The 21,238-nt window shown below is 67.4% G+C and carries 17 protein-coding genes; 6 read left to right on the top strand and 11 right to left on the bottom strand.

The features are described 5' to 3' along the window. The 6 genes from tolA to ACNA0R_RS26070 all read left to right on the top strand — a co-directional run. Positions 1–864: cell envelope integrity protein TolA (gene tolA / locus ACNA0R_RS26045; RefSeq protein WP_415828979.1), on the top strand; the 864-nt coding region annotated here is incomplete at its 5' end. A 16-nt stretch (positions 865–880) separates the two neighbouring features. Continuing rightward, positions 881–2,194 (top strand): Tol-Pal system beta propeller repeat protein TolB, encoded by a 1,314-nt coding sequence (gene tolB / locus ACNA0R_RS26050; RefSeq protein ID WP_415828980.1) that lies wholly within the window; start codon positions 881–883, stop codon positions 2,192–2,194. A 34-nt stretch (positions 2,195–2,228) separates the two neighbouring features. Next, positions 2,229–2,726 carry an OmpA family protein gene (locus tag ACNA0R_RS26055; protein WP_415828981.1) on the top strand — a complete coding sequence of 166 codons (498 nt, stop codon included), beginning with the start codon at positions 2,229–2,231 and terminating at the stop codon, positions 2,724–2,726. Positions 2,727–2,842: 116 nt separating this feature from the next. Beyond that, a complete protein-coding gene (ybgF, locus tag ACNA0R_RS26060; RefSeq protein WP_415828982.1) occupies positions 2,843–3,529 on the top strand; it encodes a tol-pal system protein YbgF in 687 nt (228 codons plus the stop codon). Between the two features lie 36 nt (positions 3,530–3,565). Further along, a complete protein-coding gene (locus ACNA0R_RS26065) occupies positions 3,566–4,621 on the top strand; it encodes a FecCD family ABC transporter permease (RefSeq protein ID WP_415828983.1) in 1,056 nt (351 codons plus the stop codon). Between the two features lie 14 nt (positions 4,622–4,635). After that, positions 4,636–5,427, top strand: coding sequence for an ABC transporter ATP-binding protein (locus tag ACNA0R_RS26070; RefSeq protein ID WP_415829010.1), 792 nt, complete (start codon positions 4,636–4,638; stop codon positions 5,425–5,427). 75 nt (positions 5,428–5,502) lie between these two features. Here ACNA0R_RS26070 and tssM read toward each other — a convergent pair whose 3' ends face one another. The 11 genes from tssM to tssE all read right to left on the bottom strand — a co-directional run bounded on the left by tssM (position 5,503) and on the right by tssE (position 21,231). After that, positions 5,503–9,009 (bottom strand): type VI secretion system membrane subunit TssM, encoded by a 3,507-nt coding sequence (gene tssM, locus ACNA0R_RS26075; protein ID WP_415828984.1) that lies wholly within the window; start codon positions 9,007–9,009, stop codon positions 5,503–5,505. 56 nt (positions 9,010–9,065) lie between these two features. Next, positions 9,066–10,397, bottom strand: coding sequence for a type IVB secretion system protein IcmH/DotU (gene icmH, locus ACNA0R_RS26080; protein ID WP_415828985.1), 1,332 nt, complete (start codon positions 10,395–10,397; stop codon positions 9,066–9,068). Between the two features lie 2 nt (positions 10,398–10,399). Next, a complete protein-coding gene (gene tssK, locus ACNA0R_RS26085) occupies positions 10,400–11,731 on the bottom strand; it encodes a type VI secretion system baseplate subunit TssK (RefSeq protein WP_415828986.1) in 1,332 nt (443 codons plus the stop codon). Further along, the gene (gene tssJ, locus ACNA0R_RS26090; RefSeq protein WP_415828987.1) at positions 11,715–12,242 is read right to left on the bottom strand and encodes a type VI secretion system lipoprotein TssJ; all 528 of its coding nucleotides are present in this window, start codon (positions 12,240–12,242) and stop codon (positions 11,715–11,717) included. Before tssJ ends, tssK begins: the two co-directional genes overlap by 17 nt. Continuing rightward, positions 12,235–12,507, bottom strand: a complete 273-nt coding sequence (locus ACNA0R_RS26095; protein WP_415828988.1) for a hypothetical protein — start codon at positions 12,505–12,507, stop codon at positions 12,235–12,237. Before ACNA0R_RS26095 ends, tssJ begins: the two co-directional genes overlap by 8 nt. 200 nt (positions 12,508–12,707) lie before the next feature. Next, entirely contained in the window at positions 12,708–13,097 is a 390-nt protein-coding gene (locus tag ACNA0R_RS26100) for a DUF4280 domain-containing protein (protein ID WP_415828989.1), read from the bottom strand. Position 13,098: 1 nt separating this feature from the next. Next, the gene (locus ACNA0R_RS26105; RefSeq protein WP_415828990.1) at positions 13,099–15,126 is read right to left on the bottom strand and encodes a type VI secretion system Vgr family protein; all 2,028 of its coding nucleotides are present in this window, start codon (positions 15,124–15,126) and stop codon (positions 13,099–13,101) included. Next, entirely contained in the window at positions 15,116–17,821 is a 2,706-nt protein-coding gene (gene tssH / locus ACNA0R_RS26110) for a type VI secretion system ATPase TssH (protein ID WP_415828991.1), read from the bottom strand. Before tssH ends, ACNA0R_RS26105 begins: the two co-directional genes overlap by 11 nt. 13 nt (positions 17,822–17,834) lie before the next feature. Continuing rightward, on the bottom strand, positions 17,835–18,851 hold the full coding sequence (tssG, locus tag ACNA0R_RS26115) for a type VI secretion system baseplate subunit TssG (protein WP_415828992.1): 1,017 nt from the start codon (positions 18,849–18,851) through the stop codon (positions 17,835–17,837). Next, entirely contained in the window at positions 18,836–20,722 is a 1,887-nt protein-coding gene (gene tssF / locus ACNA0R_RS26120) for a type VI secretion system baseplate subunit TssF (RefSeq protein WP_415828993.1), read from the bottom strand. The genes tssG and tssF overlap by 16 nt, the downstream gene beginning before the upstream one ends. Then, positions 20,719–21,231, bottom strand: coding sequence for a type VI secretion system baseplate subunit TssE (tssE, locus tag ACNA0R_RS26125; RefSeq protein ID WP_415828994.1), 513 nt, complete (start codon positions 21,229–21,231; stop codon positions 20,719–20,721). Before tssE ends, tssF begins: the two co-directional genes overlap by 4 nt. Positions 21,232–21,238: the final 7 nt, after the last annotated feature.

A 21,238-nucleotide genomic window follows, 5' to 3' on the forward strand; every position in this document is an offset into this window, starting at 1 on the left:
CCGCCCCCTCCGCCGCAACCGCAGGCGCAGCCGAAGCCGGACGACACGCCCGATCCTGAGATCGCGCTGCAAGAGGCGCGCAAGAAGAAAGAACAGGAAGAAAAGGACCGCCAAGCCGCGTTGGCCGAGCAGGCTCGCCTGGAAAAGGAACGTCAGCAGGCCGCGCTGGAAGAAAAGCAGCGCCTGGAGAAACAACGCCAGGATGCCGAAAAGGCCGCCGCCGCTAAGGCCGCGGCGGAAAAAGCGGCTGCCGATAAGGCCGCGGCTGAAAAGGCTGCCGCTGACAAGGCTGCCGCCGAAAAAGCCGCTGCCGAAAAAGCGGCGGCGGAAAAGGCCGCCGCCGACAAGAAGGCCAAGGAAGACGCCGCCAAGAAGGCGGCGGCCGAAAAAGCCGCCGCTGACAAGGCGGCCGCCGAGAAAGCCGCCGCCGACAAGGCCGCCGCGGAAAAGGCAGCCGCCGAGAAGGCCGCCGCCGCCAAGAAGGCCGCCGCCGACCGGGCGCTTAAGGAAGCCTTCCGCAACGACGCGCTGGGCGCGGCCGGTATACCCGGCGGCACGGCCGACCGCAACCAGGCGGGCGGCGGGCGCGACGATGGCTATGGCGCCAAGGTGCGGGCCTGCATCCAGCCGGGCGTGTCATATCCGACGCCCCCGCGGGCAGGGTCGGCCAACCCCACCGTGCAATACCGGGTACAGTTGAACTCCAGCGGCGCCGTTACCTCGGTGAACCTGACCTCGTCGTCCGGCAATACCGGTTTCGACCGGGCGGTCGAAACCGGTATCCGCCGCTGCAACCCTTTCCCGAAACCTTCGACCGGAAGGTACGAACCGGTGATCGATGTTATTTACCGCATGTATGACTGACAGGAGATTGCTTACCATGACTCCAGCCCATCGCCGACCCTCGATCCAGGCTGCGCTGAGGACCTACGGTTTCGGCCTGTTGGTGTTGCTCGCAATCCTGCTGGCAGGCCGCCCGGCGCACGCCCAGTTGCGCGTGGACATTTCAGGGACGGGTGCGACCCAGTACCCCGTGGCCATCGCCGACTTCGCCGGCGACGCCACCCGGGGTCACGCCCTGGCGGAAGTGATCCGCGCCGACCTGAACCGCACCGGGCAGTTCCGCCTGATCGACGGCTCGAACGCCGGCCTGACAGTGGACAGCACGGTCGGCTATGACGATTGGCGCGGCAAGGGAGCCGACTTCCTGGCCTACGGCAGCATCAACCAGACGCCGGACGGCCGTTACGACGTCCGCTACCGCCTGGCCGATACGGTCAAGCGCGGACAGCTGGACGGCGTGGCCTTTTCGGGTTCCGAACAGGAACTGCGCCGTGTCGCGCACCAGATCGCCGACCGTGTCTACGAAAAAATTACGGGGGTGCGCGGCGTGTTTTCGACCCGGATCGCCTATGTGCTGAAGCAGGGCAGCACCTACGAACTGCAGGTTGCCGATGCCGACGGCCAGAATCCCCAGGTGGCGCTGCGCTCGCGTGAACCGATTATTTCGCCGCGCTGGTCGCCGGACGGCACGCGCCTGGCCTATGTCAGCTTCGAATCCGGCAAGCCGGTGGTTTATGTCCACACCCTGGCCACCAGCGCCCGCGTTCCGGTCGCCAACTACAAGGGCAACAACAGTGCTCCGGCCTGGTCGCCGGACGGCAGCATGCTGGCCATCGTGCTGACCCGGGACGGACTGTCGCAGATTTACACTATCAGCGCGGACGGCTCCAACCTGCGCCGGGTGACCCGTTCGCCCGGTATCGACACCGAGCCGACTTTCACGCCGGACGGCGGTTCCATCATATTTACCAGCGACCGCAGCGGCGGACCGCAGATTTACCAGGTGAGCATCGGTGGCGGCGAGCCCCGACGACTGACGTTTAATGGTAGTTACAACGTCTCACCGCGTATTTCGCCCGATGGTTCGACGCTCGTGTACGTTGCAAGACGCGACGGGTCATTTCGCATCGCTTCGCTAAATTTGTCCAGCGGCACCGAAACTTTGCTGACTAATGGCAACGATGATCAATCTCCCAGTTTTGCGCCGAATGGAATGCAAGTACTATACGCGGCTATCCAAGGCGGACGTAATGTTCTTGCAGTGGTATCGAGCGACGGCCGCGTGCGGCAGACGCTTTCTGTACTAAACGGACAGATCAACGAACCGACTTGGGGCCCGTTTACCCGCTAACACGTGTGACTCACTTATCAACAAAGGAACCATCATGAAGTCGCGCATTGCCAAAAGCCTAACCGTTGCAGCGCTTGTAGCAACTTTGGCCGCTTGCAGCTCCGTCCCCCTGGATGACAAGGGAGGCCAGGGCACTGGCTCGGCGGGCACCGCCGGCGGCGGCGCCGGTCCGGTCATGGACCCGTTCAACCCCAGCAGCCCCCTGGCCCAGCAGAAGAGCGTGTTCTTCGACTTTGACAGCTACACGGTCAACGACCAGTACCAGCAACTGGTGCAGATGCACTCGAGCTACCTGACTGGCCATCCGACCCAGAAGATCCGCATCGAAGGCAACACCGATCCGCGCGGCAGCTCCGAATACAACCTGGCGCTGGGCAACCGTCGTAGCGACGCCGTGGCCAAGCTGATGAAGCTGAATGGCGTTAACGCCAATCAGATCGAAACGATCAGCTTCGGCAAGGAACACGCGACCGGCTCGGACGAAGCCAGCTGGGCGCAGGATCGCCGCGCGGACATCAACTACCAGCGTTGATCCGGACGGCCGCGACGTTCAGCTGATCGAAAGCTGATCTTTTTTGCCGTACAACATGCGTCGGGACGGTCTGTTGGCCGCCCGGCGCTTGTTTTTATCTTGACCCAGGAATTCTCATGAACGACCGAGTCCCGTCTTTGCGTCTCCTGGTGGCCGCCGCCGGCATGGCTTTCGCCGCCCTGTCCTCGCCCGCCCACGCCTTCGCGGATGACGATGCCCGCAAGGCGATCCTGGAGCTGCGCCAGCAACTCCAGCAGATGAGGCAAATCAGCGAAAATTCGCGCATGCAGCTGGCCGATCAGATACAGTCGCTTCAGCAGCAGGTGACGGAACTGCGCAACCAGGTCGAACAGGCCGTGCACCAGGCGGTGCCGCGCGCGCCGGCCAATGGCAGCCAGTCCGATACGGGTGGCGCGACGGCCGGCGATCCGCAGGAACAGTCCACCTATGACGGCGCCATCGATCGTTTCCGCAACGGGCAGTACAAGGAAGCCGCCGAGGCCCTGACCGCCTTCCTGGCGCTGTATCCCAACAGTCAGCTGGCGCCCACCGCGCAGTTTTATCTGGGCAGCAGCCGCTACGCGACCAAGGACTACAAGGGCGCGATCGACCAACTGAGCACCATGGTCAAGAACGCGCCCGACAATGCGCGCGCGCCCGATGCGCTGCTGGTCATCGCGGGCAGCCAGATCGAGATGAACAATCGCGCCGGCGCCAAGGCCACCTTGCAGCGGATCGTCAAGGACTATCCCAATACGCAGGCGGCCGACACGGCGAAGAACCGCCTGCAACTGCTGCAATAGCGCGTGGCGCGCGCGGCGGCAGGCGCGAGCGCCGACATGGGCGTGCGAGCGGTCTCCGGCGATCCGGTAGCAGCCTACCGGGGCATACTGCGGCGGCGCGCGCTGCTTTTATTCGTCCTGGCCGCTTTGATTCTGGCGGCGATGCTGGGCGATTTCCTGATCGGCGGCAGCAGCCTTTCGGCCGCCACCCTGCTGAATACCCTGCTGCATCCCGATGGCGCGGCGCCGGTGGACCGCGTCATCGTGTGGACCCTGCGCCTGCCGCATGCCGCGTCCGCCGTGCTGGTGGGCATGGCGCTGGGCCTGGCCGGCGCCGAGATGCAGACCGTCCTGAATAATCCCCTGGCCAGCCCCGATACCCTGGGCGTTTCTTCCGCCGCTGCCCTGGGCGCGTCGGTAGCGATCGTGTTCGGCGGCTGGCTGTTGCCCTGGATCGCGCCGGACTGGGCCATCGCGGCCTGCGCTTTCGTGTTTGCCGCGGCCGGGGCGCTTCTGCTGGATACCGTGGCGCGCCGCGGCGGCATGCGGGCCAGCGGCGTGGTGCTGTTCGGCATCGCGATGGTCTTCCTGTGCAACGCGGTGGTGTCCGCCATCCAGTTCGTGGCCAGCGCCCAGGCCTTGCAGAACCTGGTGTTCTGGACCATGGGCAGCCTGGGGCGGATCGGCTGGATGCAGCTGGGCGTGCTGGCGCTGGCCCTGGCCGCCGTACTGCCATTTTCCTTGCGCGCCGCCTGGCGGCTGACGGCGCTGCGCCTGGGCGCCGAACGCGCCGCCAGCTTCGGCGTGGACGTGCGCCGCCTGCGGCTGGGGGCGCTGGCGCGTATCAGCCTGCTGTCGGGACTGGCGGTTTCACTGGCGGGGGTTATCGGGTTCATCGGGCTGGTGGCGCCTCATATCGCGCGCCGGCTGTTCGGCGAGGACCACCGCTTTTACCTGGCCGGCAGCGCGCTGGTCGGCGCGGTCGTGCTATCGCTGGCTTCGATTCTGTCCAAGTGCCTGGTGCCGGGACTGGTGCTGCCGATCGGCATCGTGACGGCACTGGCGGGACTGCCGGTCTTCGTGGCCGTCGTTTTGCGGCGGCAATTGCCGTGACGGGCGACTTGTCGATGGCTGGCGAAGCGGGCGGCGGTCTGTCGATCCAGGGCGTACGGGCGGGCTACGCCGAGCGGGATGTCCTGCGCGGACTATCGCTGCAGCCGCTGCCGCCAGGACGGATCACCGCCGTGCTGGGGCCGAACGGCTGCGGCAAATCCACCTTGCTGAAAGCGCTCGCGGGGCTGATGCCCTTGCGCCAGGGCGCCATTGCGTGGGATGGATGCGACCTGGCGGCCCTGCCGCCGGACCAGCGTTCGGCGCTGGTGGCGTACATGCCACAGGACCTGCCGAATGCCGTGCACCTGCGCGTGCTGGAAGCGGTCGTGGCGGCGGCGCGCGCGCGCTCGGGACGGCTGGGCGGGCGGGCGGATGTCGAGACGGCGCAGGCGCTGCTGACGCGCTTGGATATCGGGCACCTGGCGATGCGGCACCTGGATGAACTGTCCGGCGGCCAACGCCAATTGGCGGGACTGGCGCTGGCGCTGGTGCTGCAACCGCGCGTGCTGCTGCTGGACGAGCCTTTGTCGGCGCTCGATCTGCGGCATCAATTCGAGGTGATGGAATTGCTCGGCCGGGAGACGCGCGAACGGCGGCTGGTCACGCTGATGGCGACCCACGATCTGGCCATCGCGCTGCGGCACGCGGAACATGCGATCCTGCTGCGCGACGGCGTAAGCGCCGCGGAGGGCGAACCGGCGGACGTGCTGGGGCCGGACACGCTGTCCAGTGTGTATGGCGTGCGCGGCCGGGTCGGGCGCACGGACACGGGCACGCCCTATGTCGTCATCGAAGGTGTGGGGTAGCCGCCCATCGGCGGCGTCGGCTGCCGGCCATTGGCGTCCACGACCGATACGGCATGGGCGGCGCGGGCCCGCCTTTCAATACACGTCATCCCCTGCCCAACCGGGCTGGGGCCGCCGGGACATCGGCCTGGCGGCGGGGCCGCTGCCCAGCAGGCGGTCCAGGCACTTGAAGCGACGCAGCGCCGGCAGGCCGAAGGGATTGATCACGCTGCCCGCATCCAGCTCCAGCGATACCTGCTTGCCGGAAAGGTTGAAGTCCAGCTTGTAGCGATCGCTGCGCACCGTCTGCAGGGTTCCCATATCGAGCAGGCGAAACAGCGCCCATGGTCCGCTGACGGCGCGCCCGTCGCGCCCGCCGGGGTCCGCGGGCTCATAGCTGATGCGCCCGGACTGCGTGGCGCCGCCGTCGGGCCAGGCGAAGCTGACGGGCACGGCGGGACCGTGCGCGTAGCTCAGGCTCTGGTTTCCCAGCGTCAGATTGAAGCGGGTGAAGTAGGAATCCAGGAATAGCGGCAGCAGTTGGAAGCGAATCACCATGGTCTTGCCGCCGTCCGGAAAGAAGGCCTGCCGTATCGTCGCGGCATCCTGGAATACCTGCAGCGCGGCGCGCGAGAATCCCAGGCGCACGGCATTCGGCCGCCAGCGCCATGGCGTAACGCTCATGTCGATATAGGTCAGCAGGTTGGCCTGGAAGAAGGTGGCGAGCAGGCCGGCCGGTCCGAACAGCCGGTTGAAGTCGTCCTGCGTCATGTCCTGGCTCGAACGCGGATCGATCGGATAGCGGTTGTCGACGGCGGCATGGCAGAACGGCGCTACGTCGGCACGCCATAGTTCGTCGATGCGGCGCCGGATGTCGTCCACCGCCACCGCCCTGCCGTCGTTCGCCAGTTGCTGCAGCATGTCGCGCAGCGGCGGCGGTTGTCCTTCGGCGGCGTCCTGCAAGGACGCAATCGCGTCGGCCGGCGGCGCCGGAATGCCGTGCTGGCGGGCCGCATCCACGCCATCCAGGAACTGCGCCACGCCTTCGATGCCGGACTGGATACGCGCGATGGGGGGCGCGGCGCCATTCTGCCCCTGGAACAGTTGATGGAGCGCGCCGAAATGGCGATCGACCGGCGTCGGCGGCGAGCCCTTGCCCGCCAGATCGGTCTGCACCGCGACGGCTTGCAGGAAGCGCCGCAAGGGGGAATCCGCGCCGGCCAGCACATGCATTTCGGCGGCGCCATCGCGGGCGTCGGGCGGCATGGCGCCGACCCGCACATCGTTCAGCAGCGCGTCCCAGGCTTCGATGTAGCGCGAGAAATACGTCCGGTCCAGAAGCTCGCGCAAGCGCTCGGCATTGGCGGCCGAGCCCGGGCGACGCAGCACCCATCTATCTCGTTCGCTGCCGGCGATCAGCTTGTCGCGGGCGGCCGGGTACAAGTGATAGCCGGACAAGGTGTACATGCCCGGCACGCCTTCGGACAAGGGAAGTCCGCTGGGACGATGCAATACCAGCGGCGTGTCCATGCCTTCCAGCTGTGCCACCGACAAGGGCTCGGGCACCGCCTCGGCCAGATCCGACTGGAGCATGTCGTACAGGCGGTCGGCCAGGGGCCGTGCGCTGAGCTCGGCGCGCACGCGCGACACCAGCGCCCTGTCCAGCGGAGCGCTGGCTTCGAAATCCGGCACATCCAGCAGGGCGCGCGCATGCGACAGCAATGTCGTTCGCCCCGCGTCGGTCAGAGGCAGAACGCGCGCATCCCGCGCCACCCATGCCAGTACTGTGGAGGCGTCGAAATGTTCGGCGTCGCCCAGCATCAGATAGGTGCGCAAGGCGCGGAATCGCGGCATGTCGCCTTGCGCCGCGTCGGTCATCGCCTCGCGGGCGCGAGCCTGGATGAAGGGCAACAAGGCTTGCCGGAGCAGCGCGCGATATTCGGCCCGCGCCGCGTCCACCAGCCGGTCGCCCTGATACAGGCCGACCCGCCGCACCAGGGCGGCCTCGGCCAGCGACCGTGGCAGCGATAGCGCCGGTCGACTGGCCGCGTCCAGCAAGGCCAGCATCCGCGGCAAATCATCGGCCGTGGCGCCCGCGCCGACGCTGGCGGCAAGCGTGGACAGTCGTACCGTATCGGCATGCACCGCCCGCATCATCGCGCGGTTACGGTCGTAGCCCGCGAGCAGAACGAGCACGATGGCCACCACCGCGAACGTCAGCGCCGCCGGCGTCAAATAACGCGACACCCGCCGCCGGGCGCGCGCCGCCGCGCGGTCGGCCAGGCCGGCTTCGCGGAAGACGACGTCGCGCAGCAGGCCGGCGATGAAGTATCCGTGCGGTTGGGCGGCGCCGCGCGGGCGTGAAGGGGCGGCGCCGCGCACCGCCGCGGCCAGTGGGCTCGCCGAAATAGGCCGTTCCTGGCCGTCCCGCGCCGCGCTGGTGAAGTACACGCCGCGCAGCCAGAATGCCGCCCCCTGGAAAGAGCGGCCGAATACGTGGCCCAGCATGCCGTGCAGCGACTCGTTCAGCGATTCGAATTGCGATGGGAAGCCATAAATGGCGCCGGCCTGGACGTCATCGCCCGCGGTGGCCGCGAGATGAACGACGCGGTCCTGCAGGCGACGGACCAAGGCGACGAACTCCGACCTGAAAGCCGCCAGTGGCGCGTCATCGCCGCGTGGCGTGGTACCGGCGAACGTGACCCCCCAGGGCTGCTCGGCCCCGGCGCGGTCGAGATGGGTGAAGAAGGTATCGAAACCGGCCAGTCGATCGCATTGCGTGATGACGAAATACACGGGGAAAGGCCGCCGGAAACAGCGCTGCATATCGCGCAGGCGGGCGCGGATATCGTGCGCGCGCGCCATGGCGACGTGCTCGCCGTCCAGCAGGTCCGGCACGCTGACGGCAATGATGACGCCGTTCACCGGGCATTGCCGCCGGGCCTGCCGCACCCGCTTCAACAGACGTTGCCAGATCGCCGCCTGGACGCCGGCAGCCGTTTCGTCGACCGCCGCGGCGCCGGCCGCTGGATCGCCGGCCACCGGGATACCGTCCGCCTCGATCAACAGGGCGCGGTCGCCCAGCCAGAAACGGCAAGGGTCGCCGGGCTTCCATTCGGCTTCCGGCACCGGCGCCCCCAGCCCCAGCCGCGATGCCGCGAGCAGCATGGTCTTGCCGCCGCCAGCGCTGCCCAGCGTCAGGTACCACGGCAAGCGATATAGGCTATGGCGGCGCAGCCGCCACATTGGCCCGTCCTTGCGCAGCACCCGCAAGGTCGATCGGAAGAGTCCGTCCAGCCGTTCGCGCGCCGCCACCAGCGGGCCGTCGTCATAGGAAGCCTGGGCGGGTTCCGGGGGAGCGGGCTGCCAGGTTATGCGCAGGCGATCCAGCCGCCGGACCAGCGCGACCACGCCGTAGGCGAAGATCCACAGCAGGCACAAGGCCACGGTAAGCCAGGCGCGCGCCATGGGAGAGGCGAAAGGCGCATAGCCCGCATACGAGAAACGCGGCGACTGCTGTACGACGAAGGCGATGCCCAGCAGCACCAGCACGGCCAACGCGACGCGGCGAAAAGTCAGACCGCCGAAAAGATTCTTGAGCATGATGCGCGGTTCTTGAAATGAATGTGCGGGCCCGGCCTGATGGCGAGCGAACGGCGCTACAGCGAAGCGCCCGGTGCGAGCAAGGTGATCACGACGCGCCGGTTGCGCGCCTGGCCCGCGGGCGTGTCGTTGGACGCCACGGGCTCGCTGCTGCCTTTGCCCTGCGCCAGGAATCGTTCCGGCTGGTCCGTTTCCTGCCGCAGCAGTTCCACCACTTGGGTGGCGCGGGCCAGGGAAAGGGCCCAGTTGGAAGGCGCGCCCGGTGCCGGCCGCTGATCGTCCGTATGCCCGACCACCACGACTTGGCCGGGTATGACGCGCAGGGCGTCGCCGATGCGGCGGATCAAGGGCAGCTCGGCGGCCGGTAGACGTGCGCTGCCCGACGCGAACAGGGCGTCGGTACCGAGGGTCAGCACCACCCGGTCGACACGATGATCGATGCGCAGCCGCTGCGCGGCGACGTCGGCGGCGAGCATCTGGTCCAGTTCCGGCGCGAACAAGGGCGGCGGCGGGGCCGGCGGCGCGCGCGGGGGCGCGTCACGCTCCGGCGGGAGCACGATGGGAACCTTCACCCGCACGGCCGCGCGCGCCAGCGCAACGGTTTCGGCCTGCTGCCGCAGGTGCAGCTCCAGCCAGCCATAGAAAGAAACCAGGGCGAAGAACACGCCCGCCACCACCCACCAGACGGGCCGAAACAATCCGGACCGGCGATTGCAGGCCTTGTCGCCGCGCCAGCGGGGCGACAGAACGGCGTCCGGCGCGCCTCGCACATTGCGGATCAGGCCGCGCAGCTTCTGGCGGACCTGGCCCAGCGCGGCGATGCCCTGCGGCGATAGGCGATAGCGGCCCTGCATGCCCAGCGCCAGCATGACGGATAACAGTTCCAAGGCATCGATATTGGCGGTCGGATCGCGCGAGAGTTCATGCAGGATAGTGAAGAACCGCTCGCCGCCGGAGGATTCGCCGTGGAAGATGACCAGCAGGCTGCGCGTCGACCACGCTTCGCCGCCCCACGGCGTGGCGGCGATGGCTTCGTCAAGGTAGGTGCAAAGGCAATAGCGGGCGGCGGCCACGATCTCGGTCGGCATGTGCGAGCAGGCGTCGACGAAGTTGCGCACCATCACCGCCAGCCGGCGCCGCAGGTCCTCCAGCGGCAGCGGGGGCGGTTGGCGGCCGTGGCGGAACAACATGCCCAGCTCCAACAGGGGATGGGCGGCTTCGACCAGGGGATTCAGTGCGTGGCGCGGCAGGAATATCGGCGCGGCGGCGTATGCCAGGTCGATGGCGGCCGCGCTATCGTGCGCCAACACCAATGGCGTGGGCCCGGCCGGCGGCCTGGCGTCGGCGTCGGCGTCGGACACGGGCATGCCGGAGGAATAATCCACCATCCTCATTGCCGTATGGCCCACAACTCAAGGCGCAGCCCGGGAAAGTCGCCAGCCACGTGCAGGGCGATGCCGGCGGAAACCGGCAGGTCCGCCCATAGTTCATCGCCCGCGTCCAGGGCGAAATAACAGCGGTTGGCGTGAAACGGCAATTGCCGCGGCGCGACGGGCAGCGTGCGCAAGGCGATGCCCGGCAGTTGCAAGGTGACCAGATCGTGGATCTTCTCGACCGGGCCGACCTTGAGCTTGGCGGGCAGGCTGGCCCACAACGCGTCGGCGGGCAGGTCCGCGCCTGCCGCCAGCACGAAGCTGGCGGTGCGCAGCAGGCCCACATCCGGGATACGCCCCACGCGCATCCCGAACTGACCTTCCTCCAGCGGGATAGGAATGGCCTGCGGCTCGATCACCGCGGAGAGCGCGCGCCGCAGATATTCCATGAGCGGCTGGAAGCAGGCGTCCAGGCCATCGTGCCGATACGGCGGCAGCTTGGGCGGGCGCCTGTCGCCCTGGCTGAAGCAGGCCAGCTCGCCCGCCAGCCGGAGCATCTCGCGATACAGATGCTCCGGATGCAGGCCGCCCGCCGACGCCAGGTGCGCGAACAAGGGCTCGGCCCGATTGACCAGCTGCAGCAGCAGGAATTCGGCGATCTCCGCCGCGCCGTGGGTATTCGGCCGCACCAGGCGATTGGCCAGGGCCGCGCCGCGCTGTCCCAGCAGCCCGACCAGTTCGTCCATGAAGCGCGTCAAGCGCGGCGCGGCGCGGCAATCGATGACGGGCGGGCAGTAGGCCCGATCCAGCACCACCGTACCGTCGGAGCGGCGCTCCAGGATGCGCACCACGCCCAGCACCGCATGGCCTTCGGCGACCTCCTGCTCGAATGCCAGGCGCAGGCGCAGCCTTCCGACCTGCACCAAGGCATCCTGGTCCGCGTCGGCGTTGCTGTCGTGGACAGTGCACTCGGCGATACGGTAGCGCGCGTGCGCGGCTTCGGCGTCATCGCCCGCCGCCTCTGGCGTGCCGGGCCGCGCTAGGGGCAGCGCCAGCACCGCCAGCGCATCGCGCGCGTCCTCCGGGACGTCGCGCGCCATCGGCGGATCATCGTCCAGCGGCAGGCAGAACGGCGTGCCGTCCGGCATGATGCCCTCGCACGCCAGCAGCGCCAGCTTGCCCAGGGCCAATTGGTGTTCATCCACCTCCAGCTTCGAAAATCCCCAGCACCTCGGCGCCCGGCCCAGACGCCCGTCGATGTAATTGCGCCAGTAGCGATCGTGCTGCTGCAGGTGCTGCTGCTGCAGCAGCATGCCTTCGGACCAGACGATCTTATTGTTCCAGTACATCGCTCCCCTCCTTCCAGGAACCCAAATCATTCTTGCCGTCGCGCTCGGCCACCGTCAGGCTGCCCGCCCCCAGCGTCACGACCCAATCGCTGTCACCGTTCTCCGGAAGGCTGACCACGGACCGCCAACGGGCGCGGTAAATATCGCGATAGGCGACGAGCACGGCCAGGTAGCGCGCGCCCGGCACGAACGCCGGACTCAATGCGAGCCGCTGGCCGGGGCGGACGGCCAGCACTGAACGGGACAGCAGATCTTTCCCCAGGATCCGCTTATCGTTGTCGTACAGATCGAAAAATCCCGCCTGGCAGAAATCGTCGGCCTGGGCCAGTTCGTAGAGGCGGACGATCACGGGAGACGGCCGCCCGTCGCCGTCGGGATTGAGGTCCGGGGCGGCTTGCAGCCGCAGATGGATGTCGCGATCGGCGACCTCGGCGGTGCCGCATGCCGCCAGGCATGCCAGCAGGCAACTGGTGGTCAGCAGGCGGGCGGCAAGTCGTCGGCACTCATGCATCGGCGTCCAGGCGCCATGCCGATGCCGGGCCCGCCTGCGTGGGCAGCCTGCAGGCGTAATGCTCCGGTGAAACGGCGTCGCGCGCCCCCGCCGGGCAATATCCCGGCGTAGGCCGGCGCGGTATGCGCAGGCCCAGCGGATCGGCGTCCGCCAGCACGGCCAGGCGGCGGTCCAGCGCGGGATCGCCGGCCAATAGGTCGACGCGGGCCAGCGCGTCCAGCGCGCCCGCGCGGGTATTGAAGGTGTTCCAGAAATTGTCGTTCATCTGCTCATCCTCGAAGCGGCCGGCGCGATGGCTCGCGGCGACGCCGAATTGATCCCTCGCTGCGTCATCCAAAACTCCATGGTGAGGAGCTTGATACGCTCGCCGCGCGAGACCGGTACGATCGATACCCATAAGGAATCCGATGCCTGAAGAAAGGATCGCATCATCCGGCGGTCTGGACACCGGGAAAAATCGTATGCTCAGGGCACCATGGTGCGCACGCAGCCCGGCACGACGATGGAGATGACGCCGGCCCACTGGCACATGCAGCGCGAGTTGTTGTCCAGCGCCGGCAGGCCGCCCACCAGCACGGTGGGCGCGCCCGGCAGCCAGGGCGCTTCGACGATGGGAATGCACGGCATGGGCGTCAGCACGCCCATCGCGGCGGCGGTCGCCGCTTCCACCTCCGGGTTGGCCAGCGACATGCACATCAGAAAGGGCGGGATATTGAGGATGGGCTTGTTGTCCTCGATGTTGGCGGCGGGCCGGCCTTCGATGAGAACGCGCGACTCGGGCTCCACGATCAGCGTGGACGGCGCGGTGCCGAAGGTACACATCAGCTCGGCGCCGAGTACGACGGGCAAGGCCATATCAGTTTCGCTTCACGGATTTGCCGTCGTCGGCTTTCTTGGGGTGATCGGGCATGGTGGTGGAGCCCCCCGGCCCGCTGCCGGCGGCGCCGCCCGAGTTCAGCAGCACCATCGGTCCGGATATCTGCACGCCGGCCGGCGTGACGGACACGAAGCTATCGCCGACTTTCAGCGACACCATCGCGGTGGCCTCCAGCACCAGGGTCGCATCGGCCTTGACGTGCACGAGCTCGCTCTTGACCACGTACTTTTCGCCCGCTTCATGCACGATGCCCAGGCTGGCGTTCAGCGACACGTCGCGTGCCCGGGTCATCTGTTTTTCGCCCACGGTAATGTGCTGCGACTTTGCCTCGACCAGTTGCGCGTTTTCTATGATGGTGTGCGAGTCGTGCCCGATATACGCCAGGCTGTCGCGCTCGATGTAGTTGTCCTGGTTGCCGTCGGTATAAAGCAGGATCTGCAGCTTTTCATCGTTGAAGCGCAGTTCGTTGCGCTTGCCGGCGTTCTCGTTGCCCGTTCCGTGCGTGTAGATGGCCGACACCGCCGCGGCGTCGGGCAAGGCATACGGCGGCTTGTTCTTGCCGTTGTAGAGGCCGCCCGTGACCACCGGCTTATCGGGATCCCCGTTCAGGAACTCCACCAGTACCTCCTGGCCCTTGCGGGGCAGAAACACCGCGCCCCAGCGGTCGCCGGCCCATGCCTGGGCCACGCGTACCCAGCAGCGCTGCATCTCCTGGTTCGCTTTCGGCGGGTTGAACTGCTCCCAGTGGAACTGGACCTTGACGCGGCCGTAGCTGTCGGTCGCAAGCTCGTCGCCCTCCGGCGCCAGGACCATCGCGGTCTGCGGACCGATGGACGGCACGGCGGCGCGGCAACGCTGGCGATAGGGGCTGGTACGCGGGATGGCACGGAAGCGGCAATCGAAGTTCATAAGCTTGCGACCGTCCGCGGCCGCGCCGAGCTTGAAGCCGGCGTCGTCTTCGCCCCCGCCACGGGCGGGAAAGTATCCATCGCTCATCCAGTACTTAACGTCCGTGACCAGATAGGCGCGGTTCTGCTCGCCGCTTGGGTGTCCGGACAGATTGAACCACGCGCCGGGGCACATGCCCGCCGCGCTGGCACGGCCGGTCGCCCGGGCGGCGCCGACGGTGTGCGCGTCGAGCCGGTTACGCGCATAACGATTGGCATTGCCGTCGTCGACATACCATAGCGCCGGTTCCTGCACGACGTAAGCCCTGTTCTTGTCCTCATCGCTGTTGGCATTGCCGCGCAGGCCTTGGCTGGTGCTACGCGCCACGTTCATGAAATCGAAGGAATTGGTCTCGCCGCGGCCCGGCACGACGCGGCGATCGGCCTTCCAGACATAGATGCTTTCCTCGCGGACATCCGTGCCGTCACTGCGGCGGCCCGGATGAAAGGGAATGGTCCCGTACCGCGGGATGGCCTCGTGCTGCTGCGAATCATCCATGAGGACCAGCGTATCGGTGCCCCCCTTGTGTTCGAAGTAGTAATAGATACCTTCGCGCTGCCATAAGCGGCTCAGGAAGTCGAGATCCGTCTCCCGGTACTGGACGCAGTGCTCCCATCTGGGATAAGACGCGATGCAAGCATCGCGGAAAGGCACCCCCTGGTCGTCCAGCACCATCCTGGTGATCTCCAGCACCGTCTTGTCGTGAAAGAAGCGGCAATGGGATGAGCGCGTCAGACGCCATAGGCGGGGCCGCACGATGGCGCGGTACAAGATCCTGCCCGGAAGGTGCCGTGGCGCCAGCTTGCCCATCTCGACGGTCGAGCATTGCGCGACCAGGCCATTGAAGGTGCGATCACCGTTGCGGCCTTTGAGCGACACCCATACCGGGCTCCCCAGGAACTTCGCCTCCAAGGGCGTGGTCACCGGGCAAGAAAACAGGATCTTGAACTTGAAGAGGCGGCCCAGGCGTTCGCGTCCGACGAAAGCGTGCAGGAAAGTGCCGTCCGGCAGCGCCGACCCGCTGATCCGCAGCACCCGCCCCAGGGGTTCATACCCCATTCGTGGCCTCCGCCCCGGCTCCGCTCAACGCGAAGGTGAAGGCGCCCGGCGCCGCATCCACGCGGATTGCCTCGACCTGCCGTCCTTGCCGGCGCCATTCCAGCATGGCCTTGCCGATATCCGGCAGGACCTCATGCGTCAGTATCGAATCCACGAGCCGCGCGCCGCTCTGCCGCTCGTTGCAGCGCGCCGCGATTTCGTCCGGCACCGCATCGGAGTACGTGAATGCCAAGCCATCGTCCTTGCGCAGACGCGCCGCCAGACGGTCCAGTTGCAAGCGCACGATCTTCCTGATGTCGTCCAACGCCAGGGGGTAATACGGGATGGTCGTCATCCGTCCCAGCAAGGCCGGCGGGAATACGCGCAGCAGCGGCGCGCGCAGCGCGCCCAGGACGTCCTCGGGCGCGGGCCGGCGTCCCGTGTCCTGTCCATCAACGGGCACGCACCCGGCGTCTTGGCCATCGTCCGCGCACAAGGCTTCGATGACATCCGAACCGGTGTTGGTCGTCAGCAGGATCAGGCAGTTGCGGAAATCGATGACACGGCCTTCGCCGTCCTCCATCCACCCTTTGTCGAAGACTTGATAGAAGACTTCGTGCACGTCCGGATGGGCCTTTTCCACTTCGTCCAACAACACCACGCTGTAGGGCCGGCGCCGCACGGCTTCGGTGAGAACCCCGCCTTCGCCGTAGCCGACATAACCCGGGGGCGCGCCTTTCAAAGTGGAAACGGTATGCGCCTCCTGATATTCGCTCATGTTCAGGGTGATCACGTTGTGCTCGCCGCCGTACAGCACGTCGGCCAGCGCAAGCGCGGTTTCGGTCTTGCCCACGCCCGATGGGCCGGCCAGCAGGAACACCCCGACGGGCCGGCCGGGCCGGTCCAGACCCGCGCGAGCCGTCTGTATGCGCCGCGCAATGCACGCCGTTGCCTGCGCCTGACCCACGATGCGGCTATCCAGCGTTCCATCGAGCTCCAACAAGCCGTCGATCTCATCGTTCAGCATGCGGCCCACCGGGATTCCCGTCCACTCCTGGACCACCGCCGCCACGGCATGCCGGTCCACGCGGGCGATAGCCAGCGGTTGCGCGTCCTGGCATGCCGCCAGCGACGCCTCGAGCCGCGCCAGGTCAGCCAGCGCGGCCGCCTGCGCATCGCCGGCAAGTTCCGCCACTCCGGCACGGTGGCCGGCGATCGCGGCGACCAGCGTTTTCTCTTCCTCCCAGCGGGCTTCGAGCGTCTTCAGCGCTTGCTCTTCGCGCACCAGATCCGCGGCGAGGGGCCCCAGCCGGTCTTCGTCCGCCAGGCCCATCGCGGCCTCGCGTTCGAGCAAGGCGAGTTCGGCGCGCAGCGCGTCGATACCGGCACGGCGGCGGTCGACCGCGGCCGGCGTGGCATGCCGGCTGACCGCTACCCGCGCACATACCGTATCCAGCAGGCTGACGGCCTTGTCGGGCAATTGGCGATCGGGGATATACCGATGGCTGAGCCGGACGGCGGCGCGCAGGGCGTCATCCAGCACCTGCACGCCGTGATGCGACTCCATGGGCCCCACCAGGCTGCGCAACATGCGCAGCGCCTTGGCTTCGTCGGGTTCGTCGACGGCCACGGGCTGGAAGCGCCGTGTCAGCGCGGGGTCTTTTTCGATGTAGCGCTTGTATTCGGACCAGGTGGTCGCCGCGATTGTGCGTAGCGTACCGCGCGCCAGGGCTGGCTTGAGCAGATTGGCCGCATCGCCCGTCCCCGCGGCGCCGCCCGCCCCCACCAGCGTATGGGCTTCGTCGACGAACAGAACGACCGGCTTGTCCGACGCCTGCACCTGGTCGATGACCTGGCGCAGGCGCTGCTCGAATTCCCCCTTCATGCTGGCGCCCGCCTGCAGCAAGCCCACGTCCAGGGTGCGCAGCGCGACGTCGCGCAGCGCCGGCGGAACGTTGCCCACCGCGATGCGTTGCGCCAGCCCCTCCACCACCGCCGTCTTCCCGACACCGGCCTCTCCGGTCAGGATGGGATTGTTCTGGCGCCGCCGCAGCAGGATGTCGATGACCTGGCGGATTTCGTCGTCGCGACCGACGATGGGATCCAGTTTGCCGGCGCGCGCCAGCGCGGTGAGATCCACCGTATAGCGATTCAGCGCCTGCTGCTGCCCATTGCCCGCCGGCGGCGCGGCATCCCCCGCGGCCATGTCCGCGGCCCTGGTGGCCGGCCCGTCGTCGTCTTCGGGCGAGCCGCGCAGCCAGGTGTCGAAGGACGCGCTCAGCGCCGTCGCGTCGATCGCCGCGAACTGCCGCGAGATGCCGGCCAGCGCGCGGCGCAGCGACGGCGTGCGCAGCATGCCCAGCAGCAGGTGAGCGGTCCGCACGCGCGCGGCGCCGTATTGCAGCGATGCGTACATCCATCCTTGCTGGACGGCTTCTTCCACCTGGCTGGAAAGATCCAGTATCTTCCCGCCCCCCGGCGGCAGGCGATCCAGGGCCTCGGTCAGGTCGCGCGCCAGGGCGGCCGGGTCGATGCGGCAATGACGAACGATGCGATGCAGGTCCGAATCCTGCCCTTGCATGATCTGGTGCAGCCAATGCTCCAGCTCGACATGGGCGTGCCCGCGCAGCTTGCAGAAGGTCGTGGCGCTTTCGATGGCGCGGTATCCGAGCGCGGACAGTTTGCTGAATAATGCGGCGCGGCTGATTTCCGCCATGATGGTTTATCCTTTAGCGCTTATCGTTGAAGTGCCTGCGCGGTTGAATGCGCAAGGTCGGAGACTTTCCGGGTTTGCCGCCCGCCCCAAGCCAGCTCGTATAGGCCAGGCGGGCATTGCCGTCGAACCTCATGCAGGCGGCGGCCTCGGGCGCCACCCGCAGTTCCAGATCCCAGTGCAACAGCCCGCCCGTGTACAGCTCGACCCACTCGATGAGCCGCCGGTGACTGTCCGTACCGGGAAGCAGACGCCGCATATCGCGCTTGCCTATCGGTCCCGCGACCAAGCGGAACTTGCTCTGCCTGTCCCAGATGCGGGCGCCCAGCACCAGGCCGGTGCCGAGGGCGGGCGTACGGCGCCGCAGCCGCGCGCGGTCTTCGCGGTCCAGCGGCATCCACAGGCCGATGAACTGCCGTATGGCCACCTGCACGCCGAAGTAGCGCGACAGCAATAGGCCCAGGCCGCTGGCGTGCCGGGTGCGCGTCGCCAGCAGACCGCAGAACTGGAGTTGATCGATATCGGCCATGCCGCCGTGCCGGGTCGACGCCGGTACGGCCAGGCCGCACAGGCTGCCGACATACCGCCGATAGCCGGTCCGTGCATCCCCGCGCCCCAATCCGAGCACCGGCTGGCTCGCCGCCCAAGCCCGATAGAACAGACTGAGCTGGCGATGATGGAACATGTCGAGAAAGCCGGAGATCGTCGTATCCCCTTCGTGCGCCATGCGGTTATGCGCGTACTCCGTGAAGTACAGGGGCATCGGGCTGTTCGTGCCGAACAGGCCAAGGACATTCACCGTCAGCCGCGCTGGCCGCCCATCGGCGGCGGGCAGATAGCCGGCCAGCTCGCTCGCCACGAACTTCAGCGCAGGCGTCTGGGCCAGTCGGACCGCGTCATCGCGAGGACGCAGCGAGCAGCCCGGCCGCGGCCGGTCGGGATGCGCCGACTCGATGAGCCGCAATGCCTGCAGGAACTCGAAGCGCGCGACGTGCAGCGCCAGCGCGCCTCCGGCGCCTAGATCGTGTGGCACAGGCCCGTCCTTCCCGGCCAACGCATGATTACGCCGCGGGTAAGCGTGCGCACGACGGTTTCAGTAAAGTGGTTGATCGACACATAGCCGGAAAAAAAAGCCTGCAGCACGGCGGAGAACAGGAAGGCGCCGCCCCCTTGGAAGGCGCCGTCATCCAGCGTCAGGGCGATCTCCAGCCCGCGGCCGAAGCAGGCCGGCCCAGGCAAGGGCAGACGGCGCGTGATCCCGCGCGCGGCGACGGCGACAACACCCGATATCTGCCGCTTTCCCACGATGTCGGCGTCATGACAATAGAGGTCCAGCAGTTCACGGATGCCCCCGCCGCTTCCGCCGCCCTCCCGCATCAGCGAGCCATAACTCAACGCGAGATGGTTCAGCAGCCGCCAGGTCCCCGCGCCCTCCGTCATGCCAGGCCGCGGTTCGCTCGGGCCGGCGACACAGCGCACGCAGTGCACGGGCAATTCGTCATCGAAGAAGAAATCCGTCTGTCCCACACCCAAGGCCATCGACAAGGGCAGGTCGCGGTTGGTGCAGAGCGCATCCACGCCGAGCTGCCGCAGGTCCGCGGCGTAGGGAGCCGCGTGCATGTCGACGATGGAGATGAAGACGTCGCTGCCCAGATAGCGGGAACGGGGGCCGTCGCGCGATTCTCTTTCCGTGGTGCGCCGGGGCTCCCGGCGCAGCTGGAAGAAAGCGCCGCGGCCGTTGTCGCGATGCAGCTGCGGATCGCGAACGCGGAAAAAGGGTTCGAATACGCGCGGCGGCGCATCGGAGGACGCATAGCCGCGCACCGATTCAACCCCGTAGATCTCGAAATCGATAGGCCGGCTGCGATCCGGGACGACATGGAATTCGAACCTGCCGGGATCCAGCGCCACGCGATCGGCGCGATGCGGGAATAAGTTGATGGCGGGCGTGCAATTCAGGCAGAAGTTCGATGCATCGATGGCCTTGCCCAGCCGCGGATCGTACTGGTCGAGCAGCAGACTGACGTCGAACTGGCCGGCGCCGCAGCTACGCACCGCCTGCGCCAGGCCGCGCAATTCGACGAAGAGATAGCGCTCGGGAAAGGCAAAGTATTCCTGCAACAGGCGATAGCCGCGGAACGCCTGCCGCGAAGGCGGCAGCAAAGCCTCGTCTTCGGAAAAACCGAGAGGCGCGATGCAGTCCGGGCCCAGCCGGACCGTCCAGGACGCCGCCGCCGTGCCGCCGGAAGCGCCTGCCGGCGCGACGCCCCCCTGTAGCACATGGCCGACCAGGAGTTCATAAAGCCTTGCCGGCAAGGCGTCGGCGCCGCGCAGGAACAAAGGCAGGCGATCCAGGTCCGGCGGCGCTCCGCCGGCCATGCCATGCATCTGGAATCGCAGCCGCAGCATAGCCTCGGGGCGCCTTCCGAGATCCGTGCGCGCCCCGCCCATATAAGGCGTGTATTCCGCCTCCGTCAAGCGCAGCGGCCATAGCGTGACGGCGTGCGCGGTCCGATACTCGCAGCGCGTCGTGCCGTGCTGGTCCAGATGGCTCTTCAGTACGCTGAAGCGCGGTACGCAATAGCCCTTCGCCAGACCGGGGTGTCCCCAGTCCGGCATGAACTGCGCCACGATCATCGACGGGGTCGGCGCCAGATAATGGGGGTACACCATCTCGGCGAGATGCCCCGTAAAACGAGGGAACTCCGCGTCGATCTTCAGCCGCGTCCGCGCGGCGATGAAACTGAAACCTTCAAGCAGGCGCTCGATATAGGGATCGGCGCATTCGAAACTATCCAGGCCCAGACGGCCGGCGATCTTGGGATAGGCGGCCGCGAACTCGCCGCCCATCTCGCGCAGGAACTGCAGTTCCTCGTTGTAGTATTGCAGCAGGGTCGGATTCATGGCTGCCTGTCCTGGTGCCGCATGCTCACGGCCACTTTGCCGTCTTCAAGATCCAGTTCCGTCATCAGATATAGGCGTTCCGGATACGGTTGCGCCCAGAGGTCGCCTTCGATAAGAAAGGCCAGCATATTGCCGCGCATGCCGTCCGGCGTCGCGACGGGAGCCACGCGCAAGGTATCCGCGATGATCCGCGGCTCGAAGCGCCGCAGCGCGAGCGCGATCTCCTCCGCATAGGCCTCGCGGTCCACATCGGACGCGACTCTGCCGGCGAACTCCGATAGTCCGACATTCAGTACCGAAGAAGCGGTCCGCGGATGGGCTTGGGCGTTGTTGTCGTACAGCCTCCTGGCGTTCAACAGATAGCCGACGTCGCGCAGGACGCCTTCGCGCAGCTGGCGCAACGATATGACGCGGCGATCCCGCGATTCCGATGGGCTGCGCGGGTCCATATCGGTCAGGCGATCCAGCAGCGCTGGCTGGAGGCGGTTCTTGCTGACGAGCTCGGCCATGGTCCAT

Origin of the sequence: Bordetella sputigena (assembly GCF_965137885.1) — a bacterium.
Lineage (GTDB): Bacteria > Pseudomonadota > Gammaproteobacteria > Burkholderiales > Burkholderiaceae_B > Bordetella_C > Bordetella_C sputigena.

Excerpts from the sequence above, each read along its gene's own strand:
- tolB (WP_415828980.1), top strand. The coding sequence starts at position 881 with ATGACTCCAGCCCATCGCCGACCCTCGATCCAGGCTGCGCTGAGGACC.
- ACNA0R_RS26055 (WP_415828981.1), top strand. The coding sequence starts at position 2,229 with ATGAAGTCGCGCATTGCCAAAAGCCTAACCGTTGCAGCGCTTGTAGCA.
- ybgF (WP_415828982.1), top strand. The coding sequence starts at position 2,843 with ATGAACGACCGAGTCCCGTCTTTGCGTCTCCTGGTGGCCGCCGCCGGC.
- ACNA0R_RS26065 (WP_415828983.1), top strand. The coding sequence starts at position 3,566 with ATGGGCGTGCGAGCGGTCTCCGGCGATCCGGTAGCAGCCTACCGGGGC.
- ACNA0R_RS26070 (WP_415829010.1), top strand. The coding sequence starts at position 4,636 with ATGGCTGGCGAAGCGGGCGGCGGTCTGTCGATCCAGGGCGTACGGGCG.
- tssM (WP_415828984.1), bottom strand. The coding sequence starts at position 9,009 with ATGCTCAAGAATCTTTTCGGCGGTCTGACTTTTCGCCGCGTCGCGTTG.
- icmH (WP_415828985.1), bottom strand. The coding sequence starts at position 10,397 with ATGGTGGATTATTCCTCCGGCATGCCCGTGTCCGACGCCGACGCCGAC.
- tssK (WP_415828986.1), bottom strand. The coding sequence starts at position 11,731 with ATGTACTGGAACAATAAGATCGTCTGGTCCGAAGGCATGCTGCTGCAG.
- tssJ (WP_415828987.1), bottom strand. The coding sequence starts at position 12,242 with ATGCATGAGTGCCGACGACTTGCCGCCCGCCTGCTGACCACCAGTTGC.
- ACNA0R_RS26095 (WP_415828988.1), bottom strand. The coding sequence starts at position 12,507 with ATGAACGACAATTTCTGGAACACCTTCAATACCCGCGCGGGCGCGCTG.
- ACNA0R_RS26100 (WP_415828989.1), bottom strand. The coding sequence starts at position 13,097 with ATGGCCTTGCCCGTCGTACTCGGCGCCGAGCTGATGTGTACCTTCGGC.
- ACNA0R_RS26105 (WP_415828990.1), bottom strand. The coding sequence starts at position 15,126 with ATGGGGTATGAACCCCTGGGGCGGGTGCTGCGGATCAGCGGGTCGGCG.
- tssH (WP_415828991.1), bottom strand. The coding sequence starts at position 17,821 with ATGGCGGAAATCAGCCGCGCCGCATTATTCAGCAAACTGTCCGCGCTC.
- tssF (WP_415828993.1), bottom strand. The coding sequence starts at position 20,722 with ATGAATCCGACCCTGCTGCAATACTACAACGAGGAACTGCAGTTCCTG.
- tssE (WP_415828994.1), bottom strand. The coding sequence starts at position 21,231 with ATGGCCGAGCTCGTCAGCAAGAACCGCCTCCAGCCAGCGCTGCTGGAT.